The sequence below is a fragment of the Sulfitobacter dubius genome (genome assembly GCF_027214245.1).
In the GTDB taxonomy this organism is placed as follows: domain Bacteria; phylum Pseudomonadota; class Alphaproteobacteria; order Rhodobacterales; family Rhodobacteraceae; genus Sulfitobacter; species Sulfitobacter dubius_A.
In genome coordinates, this window is the sequence record NZ_JAPWHM010000002.1 from 567,783 (window position 1) to 586,362 (window position 18,580).

Genomic DNA, 18,580 nt, shown 5'->3' on the forward strand with positions numbered 1-18,580 from the left:
TCATGGTCACCGCCTGTGCCGTCGGCCTTTCGGCCTGTACCGATTACGAAGGCGGTCTGGGCCGGGGGTATCCTTCGGACAAGACCGTTGACCGCGGCATCGACACAAAGCACCTCAGCACCCTTCAAGCGGGCATCTGGGTTGATCCGAACGGCTGCGACCACTGGATCATCGACGACGGGGTCGAGGGCTATCTCTCGGCGCGGCTTGATAAATTCGGCAAGCCGGTCTGCTCGGGCGTGGCGCCGCCGACACATACCGCGGGCCACTTCAAAGGTGGCTCCAAGATCAAAGACCCGAACTGACCTTGGCGGGCCATATCAAACACACCGGGCCGGAGCGCGTTGCGTTTCGGCCCTTTTTGTCGCTACGGGTTGGTAAATCCTGCCCGCCTGACTATCTCACCATTTAGTGCTTCACAAAGGATACGCGCATTGCCTTCAACTGATCTGATGACACCGGAAACCGCGGCCGAACGGGTGGTGGAATTTCCCGATAACCGCCTTTTGATCGACCTCTGCGGCGCCTATGACGCGCATCTGGCTGCCATCGAGAAATCGCTCGAGGTGCAGATCATCCGGCGCGGCAATCACCTGCAGATCTTGGGTGAGGGCGAGGCCGTCGAGAAAGCAGAAAGCCTGCTCAACGCGCTTTATGTGCGACTGGAAAGCGGGCGCTCGGTTGAGCCTGCGGATGTGGACGGCATGTTGCGCATGGGCAATTCCAGCGTGGGCACCGGCGTGCGCCAGGGCGACCAGTTGGAAATGCCGATCTCGGACGCGATTGAAATCCAGACCCGTAAGAAACGGGTGGAGCCGCGCACCGACGCGCAGAAGGCTTATGTGCAATCGCTGTTCGACAATGAATTGGCCTTTGGCATCGGCCCTGCGGGCACCGGCAAGACCTATTTGGCGGTGGCGGTGGGCGTGTCGATGTTCATCGGCGGCCATGTGGACCGGATCATTCTGTCGCGTCCGGCGGTCGAAGCGGGAGAAAAGCTGGGTTATCTGCCCGGTGATATGAAGGACAAGGTCGATCCTTACATGCAGCCGCTCTATGACGCGCTGAATGATTTCCTGCCGGGCAAGCAATTGGCGAAGCTGCTGGAAGAAAAGCGCATTGAGATCGCGCCGCTCGCCTTTATGAGGGGGCGGACGCTGTCGAATGCCTTCGTCGTGCTGGATGAGGCGCAAAACGCCACGTCGATGCAGATGAAAATGTTCCTGACACGTCTTGGCCAAAACTCGCGCATGGTCATTACAGGCGACCGGACGCAGATCGACCTGCCGCGTGGGGTGCAGTCGGGGCTTCAGGATGCAGAGCGTTTGCTGAAAACGATCCCCAGCATCAGCTTTAATTACTTCACCTCCAAAGACGTGGTGCGCCACCCGCTCGTGGCCGCGATTATTGAGGCTTATGAGGCGGATAGCGGTGCCGCTTGATGTGATGCTGGACGACTTCGACATCGTGATTGAGGACGACCGCTGGAACGCGGTCGACCTTGAACCGCTCGCTCATGCGGCGGCACAGGCCACTCTGGGGCATCTCGGCCTCGACGCAGAGGCGGCGGAGATGACCCTGCTGGCCTGTGATGACACACGTATCGCCGCGCTGAACGAAGACTTTCGCGGCAAGGCGCGAGCGACCAATGTGCTGAGCTGGCCCGCAGTGGAACGGGGTGCCGCCACCCCGGGCGGCGATCCGCTGCCCGTCGCCCCCGGCATTGACGGAATGCTCGAACTGGGCGACATCGCTTTGGCCTATGAGACCTGTGCCGCCGAAGCTAAAGCGGCAGACAAGCCTCTGGCCGCGCATGTAACCCATCTGATTGTACACGGGCTGTTGCATCTTCTGGGCTATGACCATGAAAATGACCCCGACGCGACGTTGATGGAAGGGTTGGAGCGCGAAATACTTGGCAAAATGGGTTATGATGACCCATATAAGGAAAATGGGCCTTAAGGGGCTTTGCAACACAGACGGGACCCAATGGGCGATACAGACGGATCATCTGACGCGGCGCAGAGCGCGCTTGCGGATGAAGATAGACATGAGCTGCCGGACGATAGCGCAATGCGCACCGGCAATTTCTTTTCTCGGGTGTTCGAGGCGTTGAGCCCATCGGACAGCGAGGATGACACCCCCGAGGCATCGGGAGAGGCCGAGCGGCCCACGGGCCATGGCATGATCAACCTGCGCCGGATGCGCGTTGATGATGTGGCCGTGCCCAAGGCGGATATTACCGCCGTGCCGGTCAGCGCCACGCTGGATGAGCTGGTGGCGGTGTTCAAGGAAAGCGGGATGACCCGCTTGCCGGTTTACGACGGGACCTTGGACACGCCAGTGGGCATGGTCCATCTGAAAGACCTTGCGCTAAACCACGGCTTTAATGGCAAAAACACCAAGTTTGATCTGCGCGCCATACTGCGTCCCTTGGTCTACGTGCCGCCGTCCATGACCATCGGTGTGCTGCTGACCAAAATGCAGGCCGAGCGGCGGCATATGGCATTGGTGATTGACGAATATGGCGGTGTTGATGGGCTGGTCACCATTGAAGACCTGATCGAACAGGTCATAGGCGAGATCGAAGACGAACATGACGTTGACGAGGGCACCTACTGGACGGTCGAAAAACCCGGCACCTATCTGGCGCTCGCCAAGACCCCGCTGGGGGATTTCGAGGCTGAGATTGGCCATTCCCTGACCGACCATGAGACCGTCGACGAAGAAGAGATCGACACGCTCGGGGGCTTGGTCTTCATGCTGTCGGGCCGGGTTCCGGCGCGCGGCGAAGTGGTTTTGCACCCTGATGGCCCTGAGTTCGAAGTGATCGACGCCGATCCGCGCCGCATTAAACGGTTGCGGGTCCGCACCCAAGGGGCCGGGGGATGAGGCAACGGCTGGCGATGCGGGGCCGGATGTTGCTGGCTCCGATCGCCGGCGCCATCGCAGCCTTCGGGCAAGCGCCCTATGAACTGCCGCTTATGCTCTTTGCCGGGCTGGTGGCGGCATTTTGGTTTTACCGTGCCCAATCGGGCAGCCCATTTCGAGCGGCGCTGTTGGGCTGGGGCTTTGGCTTTGGCTATTTCCTGCACGCGCTGCAATGGATCGTGTCGCCCTTTATGGTTGATGTGGAGCGTCACGGCTGGATGGCGCCGTTTGCGCTGATCTTGCTGGCGGCAGGCATGGCGCTGTTCTGGGGGCTGGCCTTTGGTCTTGCCCGCTGGATTGCGCCACGGCGCGGGCTGGCCTTGGCGCTGACTTGGGCGGCGGTGGAACTGCTTCGGGCCTATATTTTCACCGGTTTCCCATGGGCCATGCCCGCGCAGGCGCTGGTCGGCGTGATGGCCGGGCAGGGGTTGGCTTGGGTCGGCCCCTATGCGCTGAACCTCTGGCTCTTTGCCATCGCCGCGATCTTGCTGCTGCGCGGCCCTTTGGCGCTGCGATTGGGGCAGGGGACGCTGGCGCTGTCGACCGTTCTGCTTTTGCTGCTTCCACCGCAAGCGCCGCCAGCGGTATTGACCGATCAGGTTGTGCGCTTGGTGCAGCCCAATGCGACCCAGCGAGAGAAGTGGAACGCCGACAATTTCGAATTCTTTTTCACACGGCAACTGGATTACACCGCCGCCGCGCCAAATGACGAGAGCCTAGCGCCTGATCTGGTAATCTGGCCCGAAACTGCGATCCCTTGGGCGTTGGATATGGCGGGCAGCGCGCTGGCCGAGATCGGTGCGGCCTCTGACGTGCCGGTGGTTCTGGGCGTGCAGCGCCGGTCGAACATGCGCTATTACAATTCGCTGGTGGTGCTGGATGCCGATGGAGCGGTCGGACAGGTCTATGACAAACATCACCTTGTGCCCTTTGGCGAATATATGCCGCTGGGCGATCTGATGGCGCGTTTCGGGATACACGGGCTCGCCGCGCAGGAGGGCAACGGCTTTTCCAGCGGGCCGGGCGCGCAGCTTTTGGATATGGGACCGCTCGGCGCGGCATTGCCGCTGATCTGCTATGAGGCCGTCTTTGCCCATGATGTGAATGCCGCCCCGACGCGGCCTGCGTTTCTGATGCAGGTCACCAATGACGCGTGGTTCGGCAAGGCCGCAGGCCCGCGCCAGCATCTGGCCCAAGCGCGGATGCGGGCGATTGAGCAGGGGCTGCCCATGACCCGGGCGGCCAACACTGGCATCTCGGCGATGATCGACCCGCAGGGTCGGGTGACCGCGTCACTGGCGCTGAACACCGCAGGGTTTATCGACGCGCCACTGCCCGCGCCCTTGCCGCCGACACTCTATAGCCGCAGCGGAGATTTGCCGCTTTCTGTGCTTTTGGCGCTGTGCCTTGCGGGGCTTGCTGTGGCCCGCCGCCGCAGGCCCGGGAATGCCGATTGACCATCCACCAGCGGTTGTCTAAGCCATTGGCAGAGCACCACAACGGCTTCCTGACGTGGTGCGTAATTTTTATTGGAGCACTACATGTCCCGTCAGAACTACACTTTCACTTCGGAATCCGTTTCCGAGGGGCACCCGGATAAGGTCTGCGACCGGATTTCCGATGCGATCCTCGACGCTTTCATCAGCGAGGAACCCGAAGCACGGGTCGCCGCCGAGACCTTTGCCACCACCAACCGCGTCGTGATCGGCGGGGAGGTCGGTCTGGCCAACAAGACCAAGCTTGACGAATATCTTAGCAAGGTCGAAGACATCGCCCGCGCCTGCATCAAAGACATCGGTTACGAGCAGGATGAGTTCCACCACGCGACATGTGAAATCACCAATCTGCTGCACCCACAGTCCGCGCATATCGCCCAAGGCGTCGATGCGGCGGACGGTAAGGAAGAGGGCGCAGGCGATCAGGGGATCATGTTCGGTTTCGCCACCGATGAGACGCCCGAGCTGATGCCCGCGCCGATCCACTACGCCCATGCGGTGCTGCGGCGTCTGGCCGAAGTGCGCAAAGACGGCACCGAGCCCACCCTGCGGCCCGACGCCAAGAGCCAGCTGTCGGTGCGCTATGAAAACGGCAAACCCGTAGGGGTCAGTTCCATCGTGCTCTCGACCCAGCATGAGAGCGAACGCCAGACCAGCGCCGATATCCGCGATATCGTGGAGCCTTACATCCGCGAAGTGCTGCCCGAGGGCTGGATCGACGATGACACGGTTTGGCATGTGAACCCCACGGGCGTTTTCGTCATCGGCGGGCCGGATGGCGACGCGGGCCTCACGGGCCGCAAGATCATCGTCGACACCTATGGCGGGGCCGCTCCGCATGGCGGCGGTGCGTTCTCGGGCAAGGATCCGACCAAGGTGGACCGCTCAGCCGCTTATGTCGCGCGCTATTTGGCCAAGAACGTTGTGGCAGCGGGGATGGCCAAGAAATGCACCATCCAGCTTAGCTATGCGATTGGCGTCAGCGAGCCGCTGTCGATCTATTGCGACACCCATGGCACCGGTGATGTGCATGACGCGGCGATTGAAAAGGCGATCCGCCAGATCATCGACCTGACCCCGCGCGGCATTCGCGAGCATCTGCAGTTGAACAAGCCGATCTACCAGCGCACGGCGGCCTATGGCCACTTTGGCCGCGCGCCTGATGCGGATGGCGGTTTCAGCTGGGAGCGCCGCGATCTGGTCGATCAGCTTAAGGCGGCAGTATAACGATATAGGGGTGGGCGGTCGCGTCCACCCTCTCGGCCTCGCGGCACTTAGCCCCGCTCGGCCTGTTTGGCCTCAATGAGAGCGACCGCGGCGGCGACCGCATCTTCAATCGCCATCTCAGTCGTGTCGATCTGCTTGGCATCGTCGGCCGGTTTTAGCGGCGCTTGGTCGCGGCTCATGTCGCGCAAGTCGCGCTGTTTGACGTCTTCCAACACGGTTTCATAGGTGATCGCGATGCCTTTGCCCGCAAGCTCTGCAAAGCGGCGCTGCGCACGCACTTCGGGGCTGGCGGTGATGAAGAGTTTCACCGGGGCGTCGGGGCAAATCACCGTGCCAATGTCGCGCCCGTCCAGTACGGCGCCGCCCGCGCGGGTGGCAAAGCTGCGCTGGAAACGCACAAGGGCGGCCCGCACCGCGGGGATCACCGCCACTTTGCTGGCCTCTTGCGCCACGTCCGGGTCGCGCAGACTGGGGTCTTCAAGGTCAACAGGGGCGAGGGTTTGCGCGGCCTCTTCGGCGTCCATCCCCTTGAGGGTTTTCGCGGCAACCGCGCGGTACAAAAGCCCTGTGTCGAGATGCGCAAAGCCGAAATGCGCAGCGACCGCCTTAGCGACCGTGCCTTTGCCCGCCGCTGCGGGGCCGTCGATGGCAACGGTCATGCCGCTGTTTACATTCTTTGTCATTGCACATTCCTTTCGTTGCGCGCCCTAAGGCCGAGCAGCAGGGCTGCTCCGAAACAGGCGGCCAGTATCATCCATTTCGCCTGCGTAAACAGGCTGGCGGTCGCGACCGCTTGTTCCGTCAGCCGGTCTGGCCCCAGTTCGGCCAGCCGGGCGATCAGCATGTTCTCGGTGTAATCCGCCCCGAGGTAGAGCGCGACGGCCAGCGTCAGCGCCAGCCGAAGCCCGCCCGCCGACCAACGCCGAAACCACAGCAACAGCGCCAGCGCCAAAAGCGCGGGGAAGGCGGTGTCAGCCAGCCGGAACTGGCCGAGGTAAAGTGCGGTCTGCTCCGGGCTGAGAGCGGCGAGATAGGCGCGTGCCTCGGCCAGATCATAGCCCCAACGTCGCCCATCCAAGACCCCCATGCCCTCCGCGCGCAGGTAGACTTCGGAGAAGCCCGCGAGCGCGGCAAAGGCCAGTGTGGCGCAGAGGCTGAGCCAGATGAGCCGGTCGCCTATCACGCAGGCAGCCGTTCGACCTGCGCCCCCAAGGACGCCATCAGCGGTTCGAAAATCGGGAAGGAGGTGGCGATGGGGCCGCCGTCATCCACCTGCACCGGCTGTTGCGCGACCATCCCGAGGATCAGGAATGACATGGCGATGCGGTGGTCGAGATGGCTTTGGCAGGTCGCACCCCCGGGGATATTGCCGTGGCCCAACCCTTTGACGATCCACCAATCCGGCCCGTCTTCGACCTCGACCCCATTGGCACGCAGCCCGCTGGCCATGGCCTCGATCCGGTCGCTTTCCTTGACGCGCAATTCCTTGACGCCGCGCATCACGGTCTCGCCCGTCGCACAGGCTGCCACGACCGAGAGCACGGGGTATTCGTCGATCATGCTGGCAGCCCGTTCGGGCGGCACTTCGATGCCTTTGAGGTTTGGTGAGAACTTCGCGCGCAGGTCGGCCACAGGCTCGCCACCCTCGCTGCGTTCGTTTTCGTAGGTCAGGTTCGCGCCCATCTCGCGCAGGGTGGTGAACAGGCCCGCCCGCGTGGGGTTCAGCCCGATGCCCGGCACCAGCACGTCAGAGCCCGGCACGATCAGTGCGGCGCAAACGGGGAAGGCGGCGGAGGAGGGGTCGCGCGGCACGTCGATGTGCTGCGGCTTCAACTCCGGCTGGCCGGTCAGGGTAATGACGCGGCCTTCGTCCGTTTCTTCGACCGTGATTTCGGCGCCGAAGCCTGCCAGCATCCGCTCGGTATGGTCGCGGGTGGCTTCGGCCTCGATCACCACGGTCTTGCCGGGGGCATTCAGCCCGGCCAGCAGCACAGCGGATTTAACCTGTGCGGAAGGGACCGGGACGGTATAGCGCACCGGTACAGGCTCAGCCGCGCCCACCAGCGTCATCGGCAGACGGCCCCCGGCGCGGCCCACGGATTGCGTGCCGAACAGCGCCAACGGATCGGTCACCCGCGCCATCGGGCGGCTGTTAAGGCTGGCGTCACCGGTGAAGGTGACAGAGATCGGGGAGGTTGCCATGGCCCCCATCAGCAGGCGCACGCCGGTGCCGGAATTACCGCAGTCGATCACGTTGTCAGGCTCAGCAAAGCCGCCGACGCCGACGCCGTGCACGGAATAAGAGCCGCCGCCGTGGTCAATCACCTCGGCCCCGAAAGCGCGCATGGCTTTGGCGGTGTCGAGCACGTCTTGGCCTTCCAAAAGCCCGGTGATCGTGGTTTCGCCCACGGCCATTGCACCTAGGATCAAGCTACGGTGCGAGATGGATTTATCGCCGGGCACCTCGGCAGTGCCGCTAAGCGGCCCGCAAGCGCGTGATGACATGGGAATGGGGCTGCCGTGACTGGACATGAGGTACCTCTGATCTGCTTGAGGCCCCTATTATCGCAGGCGGGCGGCAGCGTCCATCGCCGCGCGTGCAATGGATTGTAATCAGGGTGGTATCAGGCGCTTAGCGTTTGCGGAAGGTCAGGTAATGCGGGGTGCGCCCTTCGCGCAGCGCCTTCTGCTCATAGCGGGTCGAAATCCAATCGTCCCAAGGCGCGCGCCAGTCCTCCGGCCCTTCGGCCAGCCAATCAAACTCGTGCTGCGGCACCTGTTCAAGGGTCTGGCGGACGTAGTCTTCGATATCGGTCGCCACGCGGAAGATCGCGCCGGGTTTTAACACGCGGGCCAGAGGCTCCAGATGCTCGGGCGTGACAAAGCGGCGGCGGTGATGGCGGGTTTTTGGCCAAGGGTCGGGGTAGAGCAAAAACGCCCGGTCGATGGAGGCTTCGGTCAGCACGTCGAACATATCGCGCACGTCACCGGGATGGATGGCAAGGTTATCGACGCCCGCCCGCCGGATTTTGCCCAGCAGCATCGCGACCCCGTTGATATAAGGCTCGCAGCCGATGATGCCCACATCCGGGTTCTGCCCCGCCTGATGCACCAGATGCTCACCGCCGCCAAAGCCGATTTCCAACCAGACCTTGCGCCCGCCAAACAGCGTGTCGAGCTCCAGCGGTGTGCGGTCGGGATTGGCGTCCCAATCGACAGCCCCCGGCGACAATGCGTCGAGATCCTCGTCGATATAGGTCTTTTGCGACTTCTTGAGGGATTTGCCTTTGAGGCGGCCATAGAAGTTGCGGCGGGGGCGTTCTGTGTCACTCATGGCGGCCCATGTAGCCGCCCCGCCGCGTCACCGCAACATTCCTCTGCAGGGGCGGTGGCGAATAGGTGGGGGTTAATCATTTGTTAGGCTCCATGCGCCTAGATGTCGGGGCAATGCAGGGGGACAGCTGATGAGCGTGGCAAGGCATGAGGCCGGCGCGGGCGATACGGCAGGCGGTACGACTACGCCGGGTACTGTGGCGCGTATCCTGATCGTGGATGATCAGCGGTTTGATCGCATGCGGATCAAACGGCTTTGCGGTGGGCTCGACTTTCCCATCCGAATGTCCGAGGCGGAGAGTATCGCCGCCCTAGCCCAGCAGTTAGATGAGGGGGAGTTTGACCTGATCTTGCTGGATTACAACCTGCCCGATGGGGACGGGTTGCGCGGCCTGCAGATGATCCGGGCACATCCGCAGAACGGTGCCGCGGCAACCGTGATGGTCACCGGGACGGATCAAACCGAGGTGGCGATCGAGGCGCTGCGCGGCGGGTGTAGCGATTACATCGCCAAGGACGAGCTTTCGCAAAGCACTTTGCGGCGCTCGGCTTTCAACGCCCTGCAAAAGACAGCACTGCAACTGGGCATCACCACGCAGGAGCAAAAACGCTCTGAGGTGCAAAGTGTTCTGCGGCGGTTTGCCGGGGAATGCGCGCTGGAGATCAAGCCGATGGTTGGTGACGTAATGCGCGACCTGCGCGCGCTTGATCGGTCGAACCCGGCGCTGGTGGAGGAAGAGCTGGCAAAGGTCGATTATACCTTCCTACGCCTGTGGGAGTTTGTAGAGGATCTGGCCAGCTTTCAAGGCAGCGAGCTTGCTGAAGGCGATCTTGCCGATCCGCCAAAACCGACACCGGGTCTGGGGGCCGGATGGGGCGGGGCAGTCGGGTGACGGGGCTGTCCACGGTGAGGCTGTTCGCGCAGGCGTCGTAGGGCGCGCTTGGTGGCGCGTTGGCGGGGCGGGCCCCGCTTGCCTTTTCCGCTCGCGTGGATCGTGCCGAGCATCTCTGATTTGTCCCACTCCTCGCAGCGCCGCCCCCCGGCAGCCCCCCGCATATCACCGGTCAAACGCATGCATAGCCCTTGCAGGAGCGGCAAAATTGCCCTATACGCGCCCTGTCTAAGGGGCGGTTACAGCTTCGGGCGCGATATAACGGGCAGGGTCGGTACCAACCGGCCCTCTTTTGTTTGCGTTCGGCTGCGGGTCCACCGCTGTGCCTTTGCTTCGGAGTTTCTCCGGCGCTTTCTGCACAGTGCCACCACGACGACCAATTGCAACTCCAGACCGGCGGAGACAACCGCGCGGCCAGAAACATTTGATAAGGATACGAAAAGCTACATGACTAAAGCAATGGACGAATTCGAAGCGCTTCTGAACGAAAGCTTCGAAATGGACACGCCCCAAGAGGGCACAGTCGTCAAAGGCAAGGTGATCGCTGTCGAAGCGGGCCAAGCCATCATCGACGTCGGCTACAAAATGGAAGGCCGCGTTGAGCTCAAAGAATTTGCTGATCCCGGCGAATCCCCCAAAATCGAAGTTGGCGACGAAGTCGAAGTTTTCCTTCGCCAAGTCGAAAACGCGCGTGGCGAAGCTGTCATCAGCCGCGAAATGGCCCGCCGTGAGGAAGCCTGGGATCGTCTGGAAAAAGCCTATGCCGCAGAAGAGCGTGTCGAAGGCGCGATCTTTGGCCGTGTCAAAGGTGGCTTCACCGTCGACCTCGGCGGCGCAGTTGCGTTCCTGCCCGGTTCGCAGGTCGATGTGCGCCCAGTGCGCGACGCGGGCCCGCTCATGGGTCTCAAGCAGCCGTTCCAAATCCTCAAGATGGACCGCCGTCGTGGCAACATCGTTGTATCGCGCCGTGCGATCCTCGAAGAGTCCCGCGCCGAACAGCGTGCCGAAGTCATTGGCAACCTGACCGAAGGTCAGACCGTCGATGGTGTGGTCAAGAACATCACCGAATACGGTGCATTCGTTGACCTTGGCGGCGTTGATGGCCTGCTGCACGTCACCGACATGGCATGGCGTCGCGTGAACCACCCCTCTGAGATCCTGTCGATCGGCGAGACCATCAAGGTCCAGGTCATCAAGATCAACAAAGAGACGCACCGCATCAGCCTTGGCATGAAACAGCTGCAGGAAGATCCGTGGGATCTGGTTGGCGCGAAATACCCGCTGTCCTCCGTGCACAGCGGTCGTGTGACCAACATCACCGATTACGGCGCATTTGTTGAGCTGGAGCCGGGCGTTGAAGGTCTGGTTCACGTGTCCGAGATGTCTTGGACCAAGAAGAACGTGCACCCCGGCAAGATCGTGTCCACTTCGCAAGAAGTCGAAGTCATGGTTCTGGAAATCGACAGCGCCAAGCGTCGTGTTTCCCTTGGTCTCAAGCAGACCATGCGCAACCCATGGGAAGTGTTCGCTGAAACACACCCCGAGGGCACCGAAGTCGAAGGCGAAGTCAAGAACATCACCGAATTCGGTCTGTTCGTCGGCCTGCCCGGCGACATCGACGGCATGGTTCACCTCTCCGACCTTAGCTGGGACCAGCGCGGCGAAGAAGCGATCCAGGACTACCGCAAAGGTGACGTGGTTCAGGCCGTCGTCTCCGAAGTCGACGTTGAGAAAGAGCGCATCTCGCTTTCGATCAAGAACGTTGGCGGTGACAAGTTCGCCGAAGCCGTTGGCGGCGTGAAGCGCGGCTCGATCGTGACCGTGACCGTGACCTCCATCGAAGAAGGTGGCATCGAAGTCGAATACGAAGGCATGAAGAGCTTCATCCGTCGTTCCGACCTCAGCCGTGACCGTGCCGAACAGCGCCCTGAGCGTTTCTCGGTCGGTGACAAGGTTGACGTGCGCATCACCAATGTCGACGCGAAAGCACACCGTCTGGGCGTCTCCATCAAGGCACGCGAGATCGCAGAAGAGAAAGAGGCGGTACAGCAGTACGGTTCCTCCGACTCCGGCGCGAGCTTGGGCGATATCCTTGGTGCGGCGCTGAAAGGCGACGACGAGTAAGCACATTCTACGTTGAATGTGTGATCTTAGCGAAGGCCCCGCATGGCAACATGCGGGGCCTTTTTGCCTTCGCGCCCCGCAATCGAATCGCAAAGCGGGATTAGGAATGTGCGCTCAATCCCTGTGCATCAGGGCCTTCGCGGGCAGTATGCGGCGGAAAAAAGCCGAAATAACAGGGGTTTCGCTGCGAAAAATCTATCGCAGCGCTGGTGGAACACCTTCCCGTGTGGGGCGTTATTTCCTATAGTCGGTTAAGACATCAATAAATTCTCGGGGGACGTGCCATGATCCGGTCGGAACTGATCCAGAAGATCGCTGACGACAATCCGCATCTTTATCAACGTGATGTTGAGCGGATCGTAAACACGGTCTTTGACGAGATCACGGGCGCCATGTCGCGTGGTGACCGGGTCGAACTGCGCGGCTTTGGCGCTTTTTCCGTCAAAAAACGCGATGCCCGCGTAGGGCGCAACCCCCGCACCGGTGAGACAGTGAATGTCGAAGAAAAGCACGTGCCCTTCTTCAAGACGGGCAAATTGCTGCGTGACCGGCTGAACGGGAAAAGCTGATGCGTTACATTCGTTATGCCTGCATCGCGCTGTTCGCGGTGGCGCTGGTTTCCGTTGCCTTGGCGAACCGAAATATTGTGACACTTCAGGTGCTTCCAGCCGAGATTTCAGGTTGGTTTGCGGTGAACCCATCTGTGGAACTACCGCTCTTTATCGTGATCCTTGGCGGGATTATCGTGGGTCTCTTGGTCGGTTTTGTCTGGGAATGGATCCGAGAGCACGGCCACCGGGCCGAACTGGCGCGACAGGCCCGCGAGCGGCGTCGGCTGGAGCGCGAAGTGATCCGCCTTAAGGAAGAGAAGCATCAGGGCAAGGATGAGGTGCTGGCACTGCTGGACGAAGCAGGCTAAACCCCACCCATGCCCGAGAATGTTAACGTAAAAATTTGCGGTTTGACCGACCCCGCGGATGTGCCCGCCGCCCTTTTGGCGGGCGCACGGACGCTGGGCTTTGTCTTTTTCGAAAAATCCCCGCGCCATCTGTCGCTTGAGGCCGCAGCCCATATGACGGAAGCGGTGCCAGATGGCATTTGCAAAGTCGCGCTGACCGTCAATGCGGATGATGCAGCGCTTGATGCGCTGCTCGCGGCGGTGCCGTTTCTCGACATGCTACAGCTTCACGGCAGCGAAAGCCCCGCGCGGGTGGCCGAGGTCAAGGCCCGCTATGGGCTGCCGGTGATGAAGGCCGTCGGCGTGGCGGATCGCGATGATTTGGCGCTGCTGAACGACTATGTGACGGTCGCGGATCAGCTTTTGGTTGATGCCAAACCGCCGAAGGACGCGGTTCTGCCCGGTGGGAACGGTTTGGCCTTTGACTGGCAGCTGATCGCAGGGCGGCGCTGGCCGAAGCCTTGGATGCTCGCCGGTGGTTTGAATGCAGACAATGTCGGAGAGGCGATTGCCCTTACCGGGGCGCGGCAGGTCGATGTGTCCTCTGGTGTTGAAAGTGCGCCGGGTGTGAAGGATGCGGAGCGTATTCGCGCCTTTTGCGAAGCGGCGCTGAAGTAAACCCTTTGAGATCAAAGTTAAAAGGCCCGGTGGCATCGCCCCGGGCCTTTCTTATTCATGCCGTCGAAGGGCCGGATCAGATCGATTGATCGTAGTCGCCAACGCCCGGCTCGGTTCGGATCACTGCGTCGATATCGGCAAAGATGCCGCGCATTTCGGCTTCGGATTCGGGGCTTTCGCAAACCACGACAAGGTTCGGCGTGTTGGACGACGCCCGCACGAGGCCCCAACCGCCGTTGTCGAGCATGACGCGCGCGCCATTCACGGTGATCACCTCGGCGATCGCGCGCCCGCCGATCTTGTCCCCGGCCTCTGCTTTGGCGACCAGCTTTTCAACCAGACGGTCGAGGATGTCGTATTTCTCGGTGTCCGCGGCGTAGGGCGACATGGTTGGCGTGGCCCAAGTTTGGGGCAGGGCGCGGCGCAGGTCGGACATGGACATGTCCGGGTTGCGGTCCATCAGCTTGCAGATTTCCACGGCCACGCGCATGCCGCAGTCATAGCCCCGGCCAATCGGCTCGGCCAAGAAATAGTGGCCGGATTTCTCAAAGCCCGCCAGCGCGCCCAGTTCTTTGACGCGGCGCTTCATGTGGCTGTGGCCGGTTTTCCAGTAGTCGGCCTTGGCCCCGTGTTTCTGCAACTCAGGGTCAGAGGCAAAGAGCCCGGTGGATTTCACATCCGCGACAAAGGTGCTGTTGGGGTAGAGTTTCACCAGATCGCGGGCCATGATGACGCCCATTTTGTCGGCAAAGATCTCTTCGCCTTCATCGTCCACCACACCGCAGCGGTCGCCGTCACCGTCGAAACCAAGCGCGAAATCAGCACCGGAAGCGCGGACACTGTCGGCCATGTCATGCAGCATTTCCATAGCTTCGGGGTTCGGGTTGTAATGGGGGAAGGTGTAATCCAGCGTGTTATGGCTATCGACGACTTCGACCCCCAGACGGCGGAACAGCTCAGGCGCGAAGGCCGAGGCGGTGCCGTTGCCAGTGGCGCAGACGACCTTGAGCTTGCGGGTCATTTTGAAGTCGCCCACAAGGTCGTCGAGGTAGGCTTCGCGCACGCCGTAGACGAATTCATAGGCGCCGCCCGGGCGCTTCTCGCCCCGGCCATTCAGGACGATGTCGCGCAGTTCGCCCATCTCATCGGGGCCGTGGGTCAGGGGGCGCTGGAAGCCCATTTTGACGCCGGTCCAGCCGTTCGGGTTGTGGCTGGCGGTGACCATGGCGACCGCCGGAGCATCAAGGTGGAACTGCGCGAAATAGGCCATGGGGGAGAGGGCAGGGCCGATGTCCTTGACCGTGATCCCGGCCTGCATCAGCCCAAGCATCAGAGCATTTTTGATCGACAGCGAATAGTCGCGATAGTCATTGCCCACGGCGATGACAGGCTCGATTCCGCGCGCGTGCATCTGCGTGCCAAGGCCAAGGCCAAGCGCGGTGATACCGGGCAGGTTGATGTCGTCGGGATATTTCCAACGCGCGTCATACTCGCGAAAGCCTGTCGGGGTGATCATCGCATCGCGGAGAAATTCCCAAGTGTTCGGGGTCACGGTGGAGGCCGGTTTACTCACGTCAAATACTCGCTTTTTGGGATAAATTTAGAAAGTCAGCGGATGGCTTTTTGCCAGCGCATCGAATTGCATCAACAGGTTGATCAGCCCCGGCATCTGGTCGAGGTAAATCATGTTGGGCCCATCGCTCGGGGCGCGGTCGGGGTCTTCGTGCGTCTCCATAAATATTGCGGCGACGCCGATGGATGCGGCCGCGCGCGCCATGACGGGGGCAAATTCGCGCTGACCGCCCGAAGAGCCGCCCTTGCCACCCGGCTGCGCGACGGAATGTGTCGCGTCCATCACCACCGGATAGCCGGTTTGGGCCATCTGCGGCAGGCTGCGCATGTCGGCAACCAATGTGTTGTATCCAAAGGTCGTGCCGCGTTCGGTCAGCAGGATATTCTTGTTGCCGGTGCTTTCGATCTTGTCGACGATATTTTGCATTTCCCAAGGGGCGAGGAACTGGCCCTTCTTGACGTTCACGGCCTTGCCCGTCTCGCCAGCGGCTAGCAGAATATCGGTCTGGCGGCAGAGAAACGCAGGGATCTGCAGTACGTCGACCACTTCGCCAGCTTGGGCGCATTGCGCTTCGTTGTGCACATCCGTCAGCACAGGCACATCATTGGCGCGGGCCACGGATTGCAGGACTTGCAGACCCTTTTCGATGCCCAAACCACGCTTGCCCGAGAGGGAGGTGCGGTTGGCCTTGTCATAGCTGGCCTTGAAGATGAACTGCGCGCCAGCCGCGTCACAGGCTTCTTTCAGGATGCCTGCGATCATCTGCGCGTGGTCTTCGCTCTCTAGCTGGCAGGGGCCAGCGATCACGGTGAGTGGGCGGTCGTTGCCGACTGTCAGATTTCCGATGCGCAGCTGGGTCATGAAGTTACCTGTTCTCTTAGAATGGATGCTGTCAGGGACAACATCAGGTAGATGCCTGCAAAGATAAGGAAAGCCAATATCGTGTTTTCGAACTTGCGGGGGTAGGTCGCCTCGTCCGGGGCCACGGGATTGACCGCCACGGTGAGGTAGCGCACCTGCCGCCCGGCTTCGGTTCGGGCTTGCTCCATTGCGGTTTGTGCGCTTTGCAGCACCATGTCGGCGGCGGCCAGATCGGCCTGCGCAAGCTGCGCCGCGACCGCCTGTTGCGCCAGCGAGTTTTCGCCTTCGTTGGCGGCGGTCATGCGTTCGCGCAGTTTGGTCAGCTGTTCGCGCAGCCGGCGCACATCGCCGCGCGCGCCGTCGACCTTGGCTTGGTTCGGGCGTTGGTTGTCGAGCAAGGCGGCGAGTTCGAGTTCTTTTTCAATCAACAGGGTTTCGTAATTGGTGATCTGGGTCCGGATCGAGGCGATCATCGCTTCGGGATCGACGTTGTTGTCGACCTGTAGTTTGATCAGCGCTTCTTGCGCCGCGCGGCGGTTTGTCTGCGCGGTCTCATAGCCTTCGAGCGCGTCACGCATGCCGTCTTCGCGTTTTTGCTTACTCAGATCGTTGACCCGTTCTTCGGCATAGGTGAGCAGGCGTTTCGAGAACTCTTCCGACACCTCTGGATCGGCGGCGATGACCTCCATCCGGATCACGCCTTCGGTCGGGTCATAGCCGATTTTGACGTTCTTTTTGTAGGTCTTGTAGGATTCCTCATTGGTGGGGTTTTCCGAAAGCCGCTGGATCGCGTCGATCTGCGGGTCTGCGAAATGCGTGCGAAAGCCTGCGTCTTCATCAAGGCGCAGCATCGCGTCTTTCGATTGCAGATAGGCCTGCGTAGCGATGCTGTCCGCGCTATTGGCGAATTGCGTGGGCAGCAGACCGCCAAAGGGGCTGCTGCCGCCGCCGCCTTCGTTTTGGATAATCAGGAACTGGCTTTCGGTGGCGTACATCGGCGTGGCGATTTTGTAGAAATAATAGCCCGCCGCAAAGGTCGGCAGCATGACAAAGAAAGCGAGCCGCACCATCAGCATGGCCGCCTTGCGGCGACGGCGGCGGGTGATGTCGCGCTGAATATCCGAAATCTCGCGTTGGCGGCGTTCTGCGGGGCTCACATCGGTCGAGGGCAGGCCGCGGGGGCCGCGCGGGGTGGTCTGTGGCAGCTGCACCTTTGCGTCGCCGGGCTGCCCACGGGTGGCGGGCAGAGCGTTGCCGCCCTGATCGCCCGATTGCGGCACCACGAGTTCCAGCATGTTGGACCGCTGAAACGGGTCGATCCCCTTGGCCCGCAAAAGGCGCACCGCGTCGAAATCTGAGGTCGGGGCCAGCCCGTGTTTCTGCGCCACCCGCCGCGCCATGCGCAATTGGCGGCCCGTCAGCCCTTCGCGGCGGATCGCGTCGATATCCTGCTCGGCCGACACTTCCTTGGCCGAGGATACCTCTCCACTGCGGGGGCTTTCAGGATCAGAGGTTTTTCCGCTGCGCGCGGCATGTTCCAAGGCTTCCTTGCTGTACGATGGCTCCACCTGCGTTGCATCGGCCACGGCGCGCAGCTTGGCCGTTCGCTCGGCCTTTTCGGCATCGGTCTGCGTTGCCTGCGCTTTCGCGGCACTGCTCGGCGAAGCGCCGGAGGCCGCGGGCGGCGGTGCCTTGCGGATGCGGAATTTCCTAGCCTTGGGTTTCGTAGTCATAGAGCTGTTTCGCTTCTTCCAAGGTGTCGAACATATGTAATTTACCATCCAAAAGGACAGCGGCGGAGCGGGCGAACTTTTCAAGCGTATGGGCCTGATGCGAAACGATGATGATCGTCGTGGTCTGCAGCCGTTCTTTCAGAATGTCGCCCGCTTTGCGGTTGAACTCTACGTCTGTCGTGCCGGGCATGCCTTCGTCAATCAGATAGATATCAAAATCCAGCGCCAACATCAGCGCGAAAGAGAACCGCGCCCGCATCCCTGCGGAATAGGTGCCAATCGGTTGGTCGAAATACTCGCCCAAGCCGCAGAGCCAACGGCAGAAGCTCTCGACGTAGTCCGGGTCAAGCCCATAGAGCCGCGCGATATAGCGGGCGTTCTCCATGGCCGAGACTTTGTTGACGACGCCGCCCATAAAACCCAATGGAAACGAGATGTTACAGCTGCGCCTGATCTCACCATCATCCGGTTTCTCCAGCCCGGCCATCATGTTGATCAGGGTGGTTTTGCCGGTTCCGTTGGGGGCGAGAATGCCCAAGGACTTACCAAGTTCCACGCGAAATGACACCCGGTCAAGGATGACCTTGTGCTGCGATCCCGTCCAAAAGGACTTGGACACATTTTCAAATTCCAGCATTCCCTGCTCCGGTTGGTGCTGAGCGCGGCCTCTCGGCGCCTCTTGTATCAGAGGTACCTTAACCGTTTATTCATCGAATTTGACCACAATATGTCGAAATGCTGGCGGCGGCTGCCGCAAGTCGCCGTGCGGGCAGGGGCGCGGACAGGGCTGTGGATGCTCAAACCGCCGCCTGTAGCAGGGCTGCTGGGCAAGC

The 18,580-nt window shown here is 61.5% G+C and carries 19 protein-coding genes and 1 riboswitch; of the genes, 11 read left to right on the plus strand and 8 right to left on the minus strand.

Annotated elements, in window-relative coordinates; translation table 11 throughout:
* The first annotated feature begins 2 nt into the window (after positions 1 to 2).
* The 6 genes from O4H31_RS06710 to metK all read left to right on the plus strand — a co-directional run bounded on the left by O4H31_RS06710 (position 3) and on the right by metK (position 5,654).
* Positions 3 to 305: a hypothetical protein gene (locus O4H31_RS06710; protein ID WP_386283760.1), complete on the plus strand. Its 303-nt coding sequence runs from the start codon at positions 3 to 5 to the stop codon at positions 303 to 305.
* Between the two features lie 147 nt (positions 306 to 452).
* Positions 453 to 1,442: a PhoH family protein gene (locus O4H31_RS06715; protein WP_269344146.1), complete on the plus strand. Its 990-nt coding sequence runs from the start codon at positions 453 to 455 to the stop codon at positions 1,440 to 1,442.
* The gene (gene ybeY / locus O4H31_RS06720; RefSeq protein ID WP_269344017.1) at positions 1,417 to 1,962 is read left to right on the plus strand and encodes an rRNA maturation RNase YbeY; all 546 of its coding nucleotides are present in this window, start codon (positions 1,417 to 1,419) and stop codon (positions 1,960 to 1,962) included. The genes O4H31_RS06715 and ybeY overlap by 26 nt, the downstream gene beginning before the upstream one ends.
* A 27-nt stretch (positions 1,963 to 1,989) precedes the next feature.
* On the plus strand, positions 1,990 to 2,892 hold the full coding sequence (locus O4H31_RS06725; RefSeq protein WP_269344019.1) for a hemolysin family protein: 903 nt from the start codon (positions 1,990 to 1,992) through the stop codon (positions 2,890 to 2,892).
* Positions 2,889 to 4,388: an apolipoprotein N-acyltransferase gene (gene lnt, locus O4H31_RS06730; protein WP_269344021.1), complete on the plus strand. Its 1,500-nt coding sequence runs from the start codon at positions 2,889 to 2,891 to the stop codon at positions 4,386 to 4,388. The genes O4H31_RS06725 and lnt overlap by 4 nt, the downstream gene beginning before the upstream one ends.
* 31 nt (positions 4,389 to 4,419) lie before the next feature.
* A riboswitch (SAM-SAH riboswitch) is annotated at positions 4,420 to 4,468 on the plus strand.
* A gap of 4 nt (positions 4,469 to 4,472) precedes the next feature.
* Positions 4,473 to 5,654: a methionine adenosyltransferase gene (gene metK / locus O4H31_RS06735; protein WP_269344023.1), complete on the plus strand. Its 1,182-nt coding sequence runs from the start codon at positions 4,473 to 4,475 to the stop codon at positions 5,652 to 5,654.
* 47 nt (positions 5,655 to 5,701) lie between these two features.
* Here the strand turns inward: metK and O4H31_RS06740 are convergent, their stop codons facing one another.
* From O4H31_RS06740 to trmB, 4 genes are all read right to left on the minus strand, one after another.
* Positions 5,702 to 6,337 (minus strand): (d)CMP kinase, encoded by a 636-nt coding sequence (locus O4H31_RS06740; RefSeq protein WP_269344025.1) that lies wholly within the window; start codon positions 6,335 to 6,337, stop codon positions 5,702 to 5,704.
* A complete protein-coding gene (locus tag O4H31_RS06745; RefSeq protein ID WP_269344027.1) occupies positions 6,334 to 6,837 on the minus strand; it encodes a hypothetical protein in 504 nt (167 codons plus the stop codon). The genes O4H31_RS06740 and O4H31_RS06745 overlap by 4 nt, the downstream gene beginning before the upstream one ends.
* Positions 6,834 to 8,186 (minus strand): 3-phosphoshikimate 1-carboxyvinyltransferase, encoded by a 1,353-nt coding sequence (gene aroA / locus O4H31_RS06750; protein WP_269344029.1) that lies wholly within the window; start codon positions 8,184 to 8,186, stop codon positions 6,834 to 6,836. Before aroA ends, O4H31_RS06745 begins: the two co-directional genes overlap by 4 nt.
* Positions 8,187 to 8,286: 100 nt before the next feature.
* Positions 8,287 to 8,988, minus strand: a complete 702-nt coding sequence (gene trmB / locus O4H31_RS06755) for a tRNA (guanosine(46)-N7)-methyltransferase TrmB (RefSeq protein ID WP_269344031.1) — start codon at positions 8,986 to 8,988, stop codon at positions 8,287 to 8,289.
* A gap of 130 nt (positions 8,989 to 9,118) precedes the next feature.
* Here trmB and O4H31_RS06760 point away from each other — a divergent pair, with 130 nt between their 5' ends.
* From O4H31_RS06760 to O4H31_RS06780, 5 genes are all read left to right on the plus strand, one after another.
* Complete coding sequence (locus O4H31_RS06760) at positions 9,119 to 9,880, plus strand: response regulator (RefSeq protein ID WP_269344034.1); 762 nt, start codon at positions 9,119 to 9,121, stop codon at positions 9,878 to 9,880.
* Between the two features lie 180 nt (positions 9,881 to 10,060).
* Positions 10,061 to 12,004 (plus strand): 30S ribosomal protein S1, encoded by a 1,944-nt coding sequence (gene rpsA / locus O4H31_RS06765; protein ID WP_269344037.1) that lies wholly within the window; start codon positions 10,061 to 10,063, stop codon positions 12,002 to 12,004.
* 284 nt (positions 12,005 to 12,288) lie between these two features.
* Positions 12,289 to 12,573, plus strand: coding sequence for an integration host factor subunit beta (gene ihfB / locus O4H31_RS06770; protein WP_067626061.1), 285 nt, complete (start codon positions 12,289 to 12,291; stop codon positions 12,571 to 12,573).
* On the plus strand, positions 12,573 to 12,923 hold the full coding sequence (locus tag O4H31_RS06775) for a lipopolysaccharide assembly protein LapA domain-containing protein (RefSeq protein WP_259948657.1): 351 nt from the start codon (positions 12,573 to 12,575) through the stop codon (positions 12,921 to 12,923). Before ihfB ends, O4H31_RS06775 begins: the two co-directional genes overlap by 1 nt.
* A gap of 9 nt (positions 12,924 to 12,932) precedes the next feature.
* Positions 12,933 to 13,580, plus strand: a complete 648-nt coding sequence (locus tag O4H31_RS06780) for a phosphoribosylanthranilate isomerase (protein WP_269344043.1) — start codon at positions 12,933 to 12,935, stop codon at positions 13,578 to 13,580.
* Between the two features lie 76 nt (positions 13,581 to 13,656).
* On the opposite strand, the gene O4H31_RS06785 is transcribed toward O4H31_RS06780, so the two are convergent.
* Genes O4H31_RS06785 through O4H31_RS06800 form a run of 4 tightly spaced genes read right to left on the minus strand, consistent with a single transcriptional unit; the run spans position 13,657 to position 18,384 of the window.
* Entirely contained in the window at positions 13,657 to 15,153 is a 1,497-nt protein-coding gene (locus O4H31_RS06785; RefSeq protein ID WP_269344045.1) for a phosphomannomutase/phosphoglucomutase, read from the minus strand.
* Between the two features lie 27 nt (positions 15,154 to 15,180).
* Positions 15,181 to 16,014: a 3-deoxy-8-phosphooctulonate synthase gene (gene kdsA, locus O4H31_RS06790; protein ID WP_067942157.1), complete on the minus strand. Its 834-nt coding sequence runs from the start codon at positions 16,012 to 16,014 to the stop codon at positions 15,181 to 15,183.
* Positions 16,011 to 17,747, minus strand: a complete 1,737-nt coding sequence (locus tag O4H31_RS06795) for a capsule biosynthesis protein (protein ID WP_269344046.1) — start codon at positions 17,745 to 17,747, stop codon at positions 16,011 to 16,013. The genes kdsA and O4H31_RS06795 overlap by 4 nt, the downstream gene beginning before the upstream one ends.
* The gene (locus O4H31_RS06800) at positions 17,725 to 18,384 is read right to left on the minus strand and encodes an ABC transporter ATP-binding protein (protein ID WP_269344047.1); all 660 of its coding nucleotides are present in this window, start codon (positions 18,382 to 18,384) and stop codon (positions 17,725 to 17,727) included. Before O4H31_RS06800 ends, O4H31_RS06795 begins: the two co-directional genes overlap by 23 nt.
* Between the last annotated feature and the right edge of the window lie 196 nt (positions 18,385 to 18,580).

What these genes read in the sequence shown, in the direction of transcription:
- O4H31_RS06760 (WP_269344034.1), top strand. Translation starts at nt 9,119, where the DNA reads ATGAGCGTGGCAAGGCATGAGGCCGGCGCGGGCGATACGGCAGGCGGT.
- O4H31_RS06800 (WP_269344047.1), bottom strand. Translation starts at nt 18,384, where the DNA reads ATGCTGGAATTTGAAAATGTGTCCAAGTCCTTTTGGACGGGATCGCAG.
- ybeY (WP_269344017.1), top strand. Translation starts at nt 1,417, where the DNA reads ATGAGGCGGATAGCGGTGCCGCTTGATGTGATGCTGGACGACTTCGAC.
- ihfB (WP_067626061.1), top strand. Translation starts at nt 12,289, where the DNA reads ATGATCCGGTCGGAACTGATCCAGAAGATCGCTGACGACAATCCGCAT.
- O4H31_RS06775 (WP_259948657.1), top strand. Translation starts at nt 12,573, where the DNA reads ATGCGTTACATTCGTTATGCCTGCATCGCGCTGTTCGCGGTGGCGCTG.
- O4H31_RS06740 (WP_269344025.1), bottom strand. Translation starts at nt 6,337, where the DNA reads ATGACAAAGAATGTAAACAGCGGCATGACCGTTGCCATCGACGGCCCC.
- O4H31_RS06795 (WP_269344046.1), bottom strand. Translation starts at nt 17,747, where the DNA reads ATGACTACGAAACCCAAGGCTAGGAAATTCCGCATCCGCAAGGCACCG.
- aroA (WP_269344029.1), bottom strand. Translation starts at nt 8,186, where the DNA reads ATGTCCAGTCACGGCAGCCCCATTCCCATGTCATCACGCGCTTGCGGG.
- O4H31_RS06710 (WP_386283760.1), top strand. Translation starts at nt 3, where the DNA reads ATGGTCACCGCCTGTGCCGTCGGCCTTTCGGCCTGTACCGATTACGAA.
- kdsA (WP_067942157.1), bottom strand. Translation starts at nt 16,014, where the DNA reads ATGACCCAGCTGCGCATCGGAAATCTGACAGTCGGCAACGACCGCCCA.
- O4H31_RS06725 (WP_269344019.1), top strand. Translation starts at nt 1,990, where the DNA reads ATGGGCGATACAGACGGATCATCTGACGCGGCGCAGAGCGCGCTTGCG.
- metK (WP_269344023.1), top strand. Translation starts at nt 4,473, where the DNA reads ATGTCCCGTCAGAACTACACTTTCACTTCGGAATCCGTTTCCGAGGGG.
- O4H31_RS06715 (WP_269344146.1), top strand. Translation starts at nt 453, where the DNA reads ATGACACCGGAAACCGCGGCCGAACGGGTGGTGGAATTTCCCGATAAC.
- rpsA (WP_269344037.1), top strand. Translation starts at nt 10,061, where the DNA reads ATGCATAGCCCTTGCAGGAGCGGCAAAATTGCCCTATACGCGCCCTGT.
- trmB (WP_269344031.1), bottom strand. Translation starts at nt 8,988, where the DNA reads ATGAGTGACACAGAACGCCCCCGCCGCAACTTCTATGGCCGCCTCAAA.
- O4H31_RS06780 (WP_269344043.1), top strand. Translation starts at nt 12,933, where the DNA reads ATGCCCGAGAATGTTAACGTAAAAATTTGCGGTTTGACCGACCCCGCG.
- lnt (WP_269344021.1), top strand. Translation starts at nt 2,889, where the DNA reads ATGAGGCAACGGCTGGCGATGCGGGGCCGGATGTTGCTGGCTCCGATC.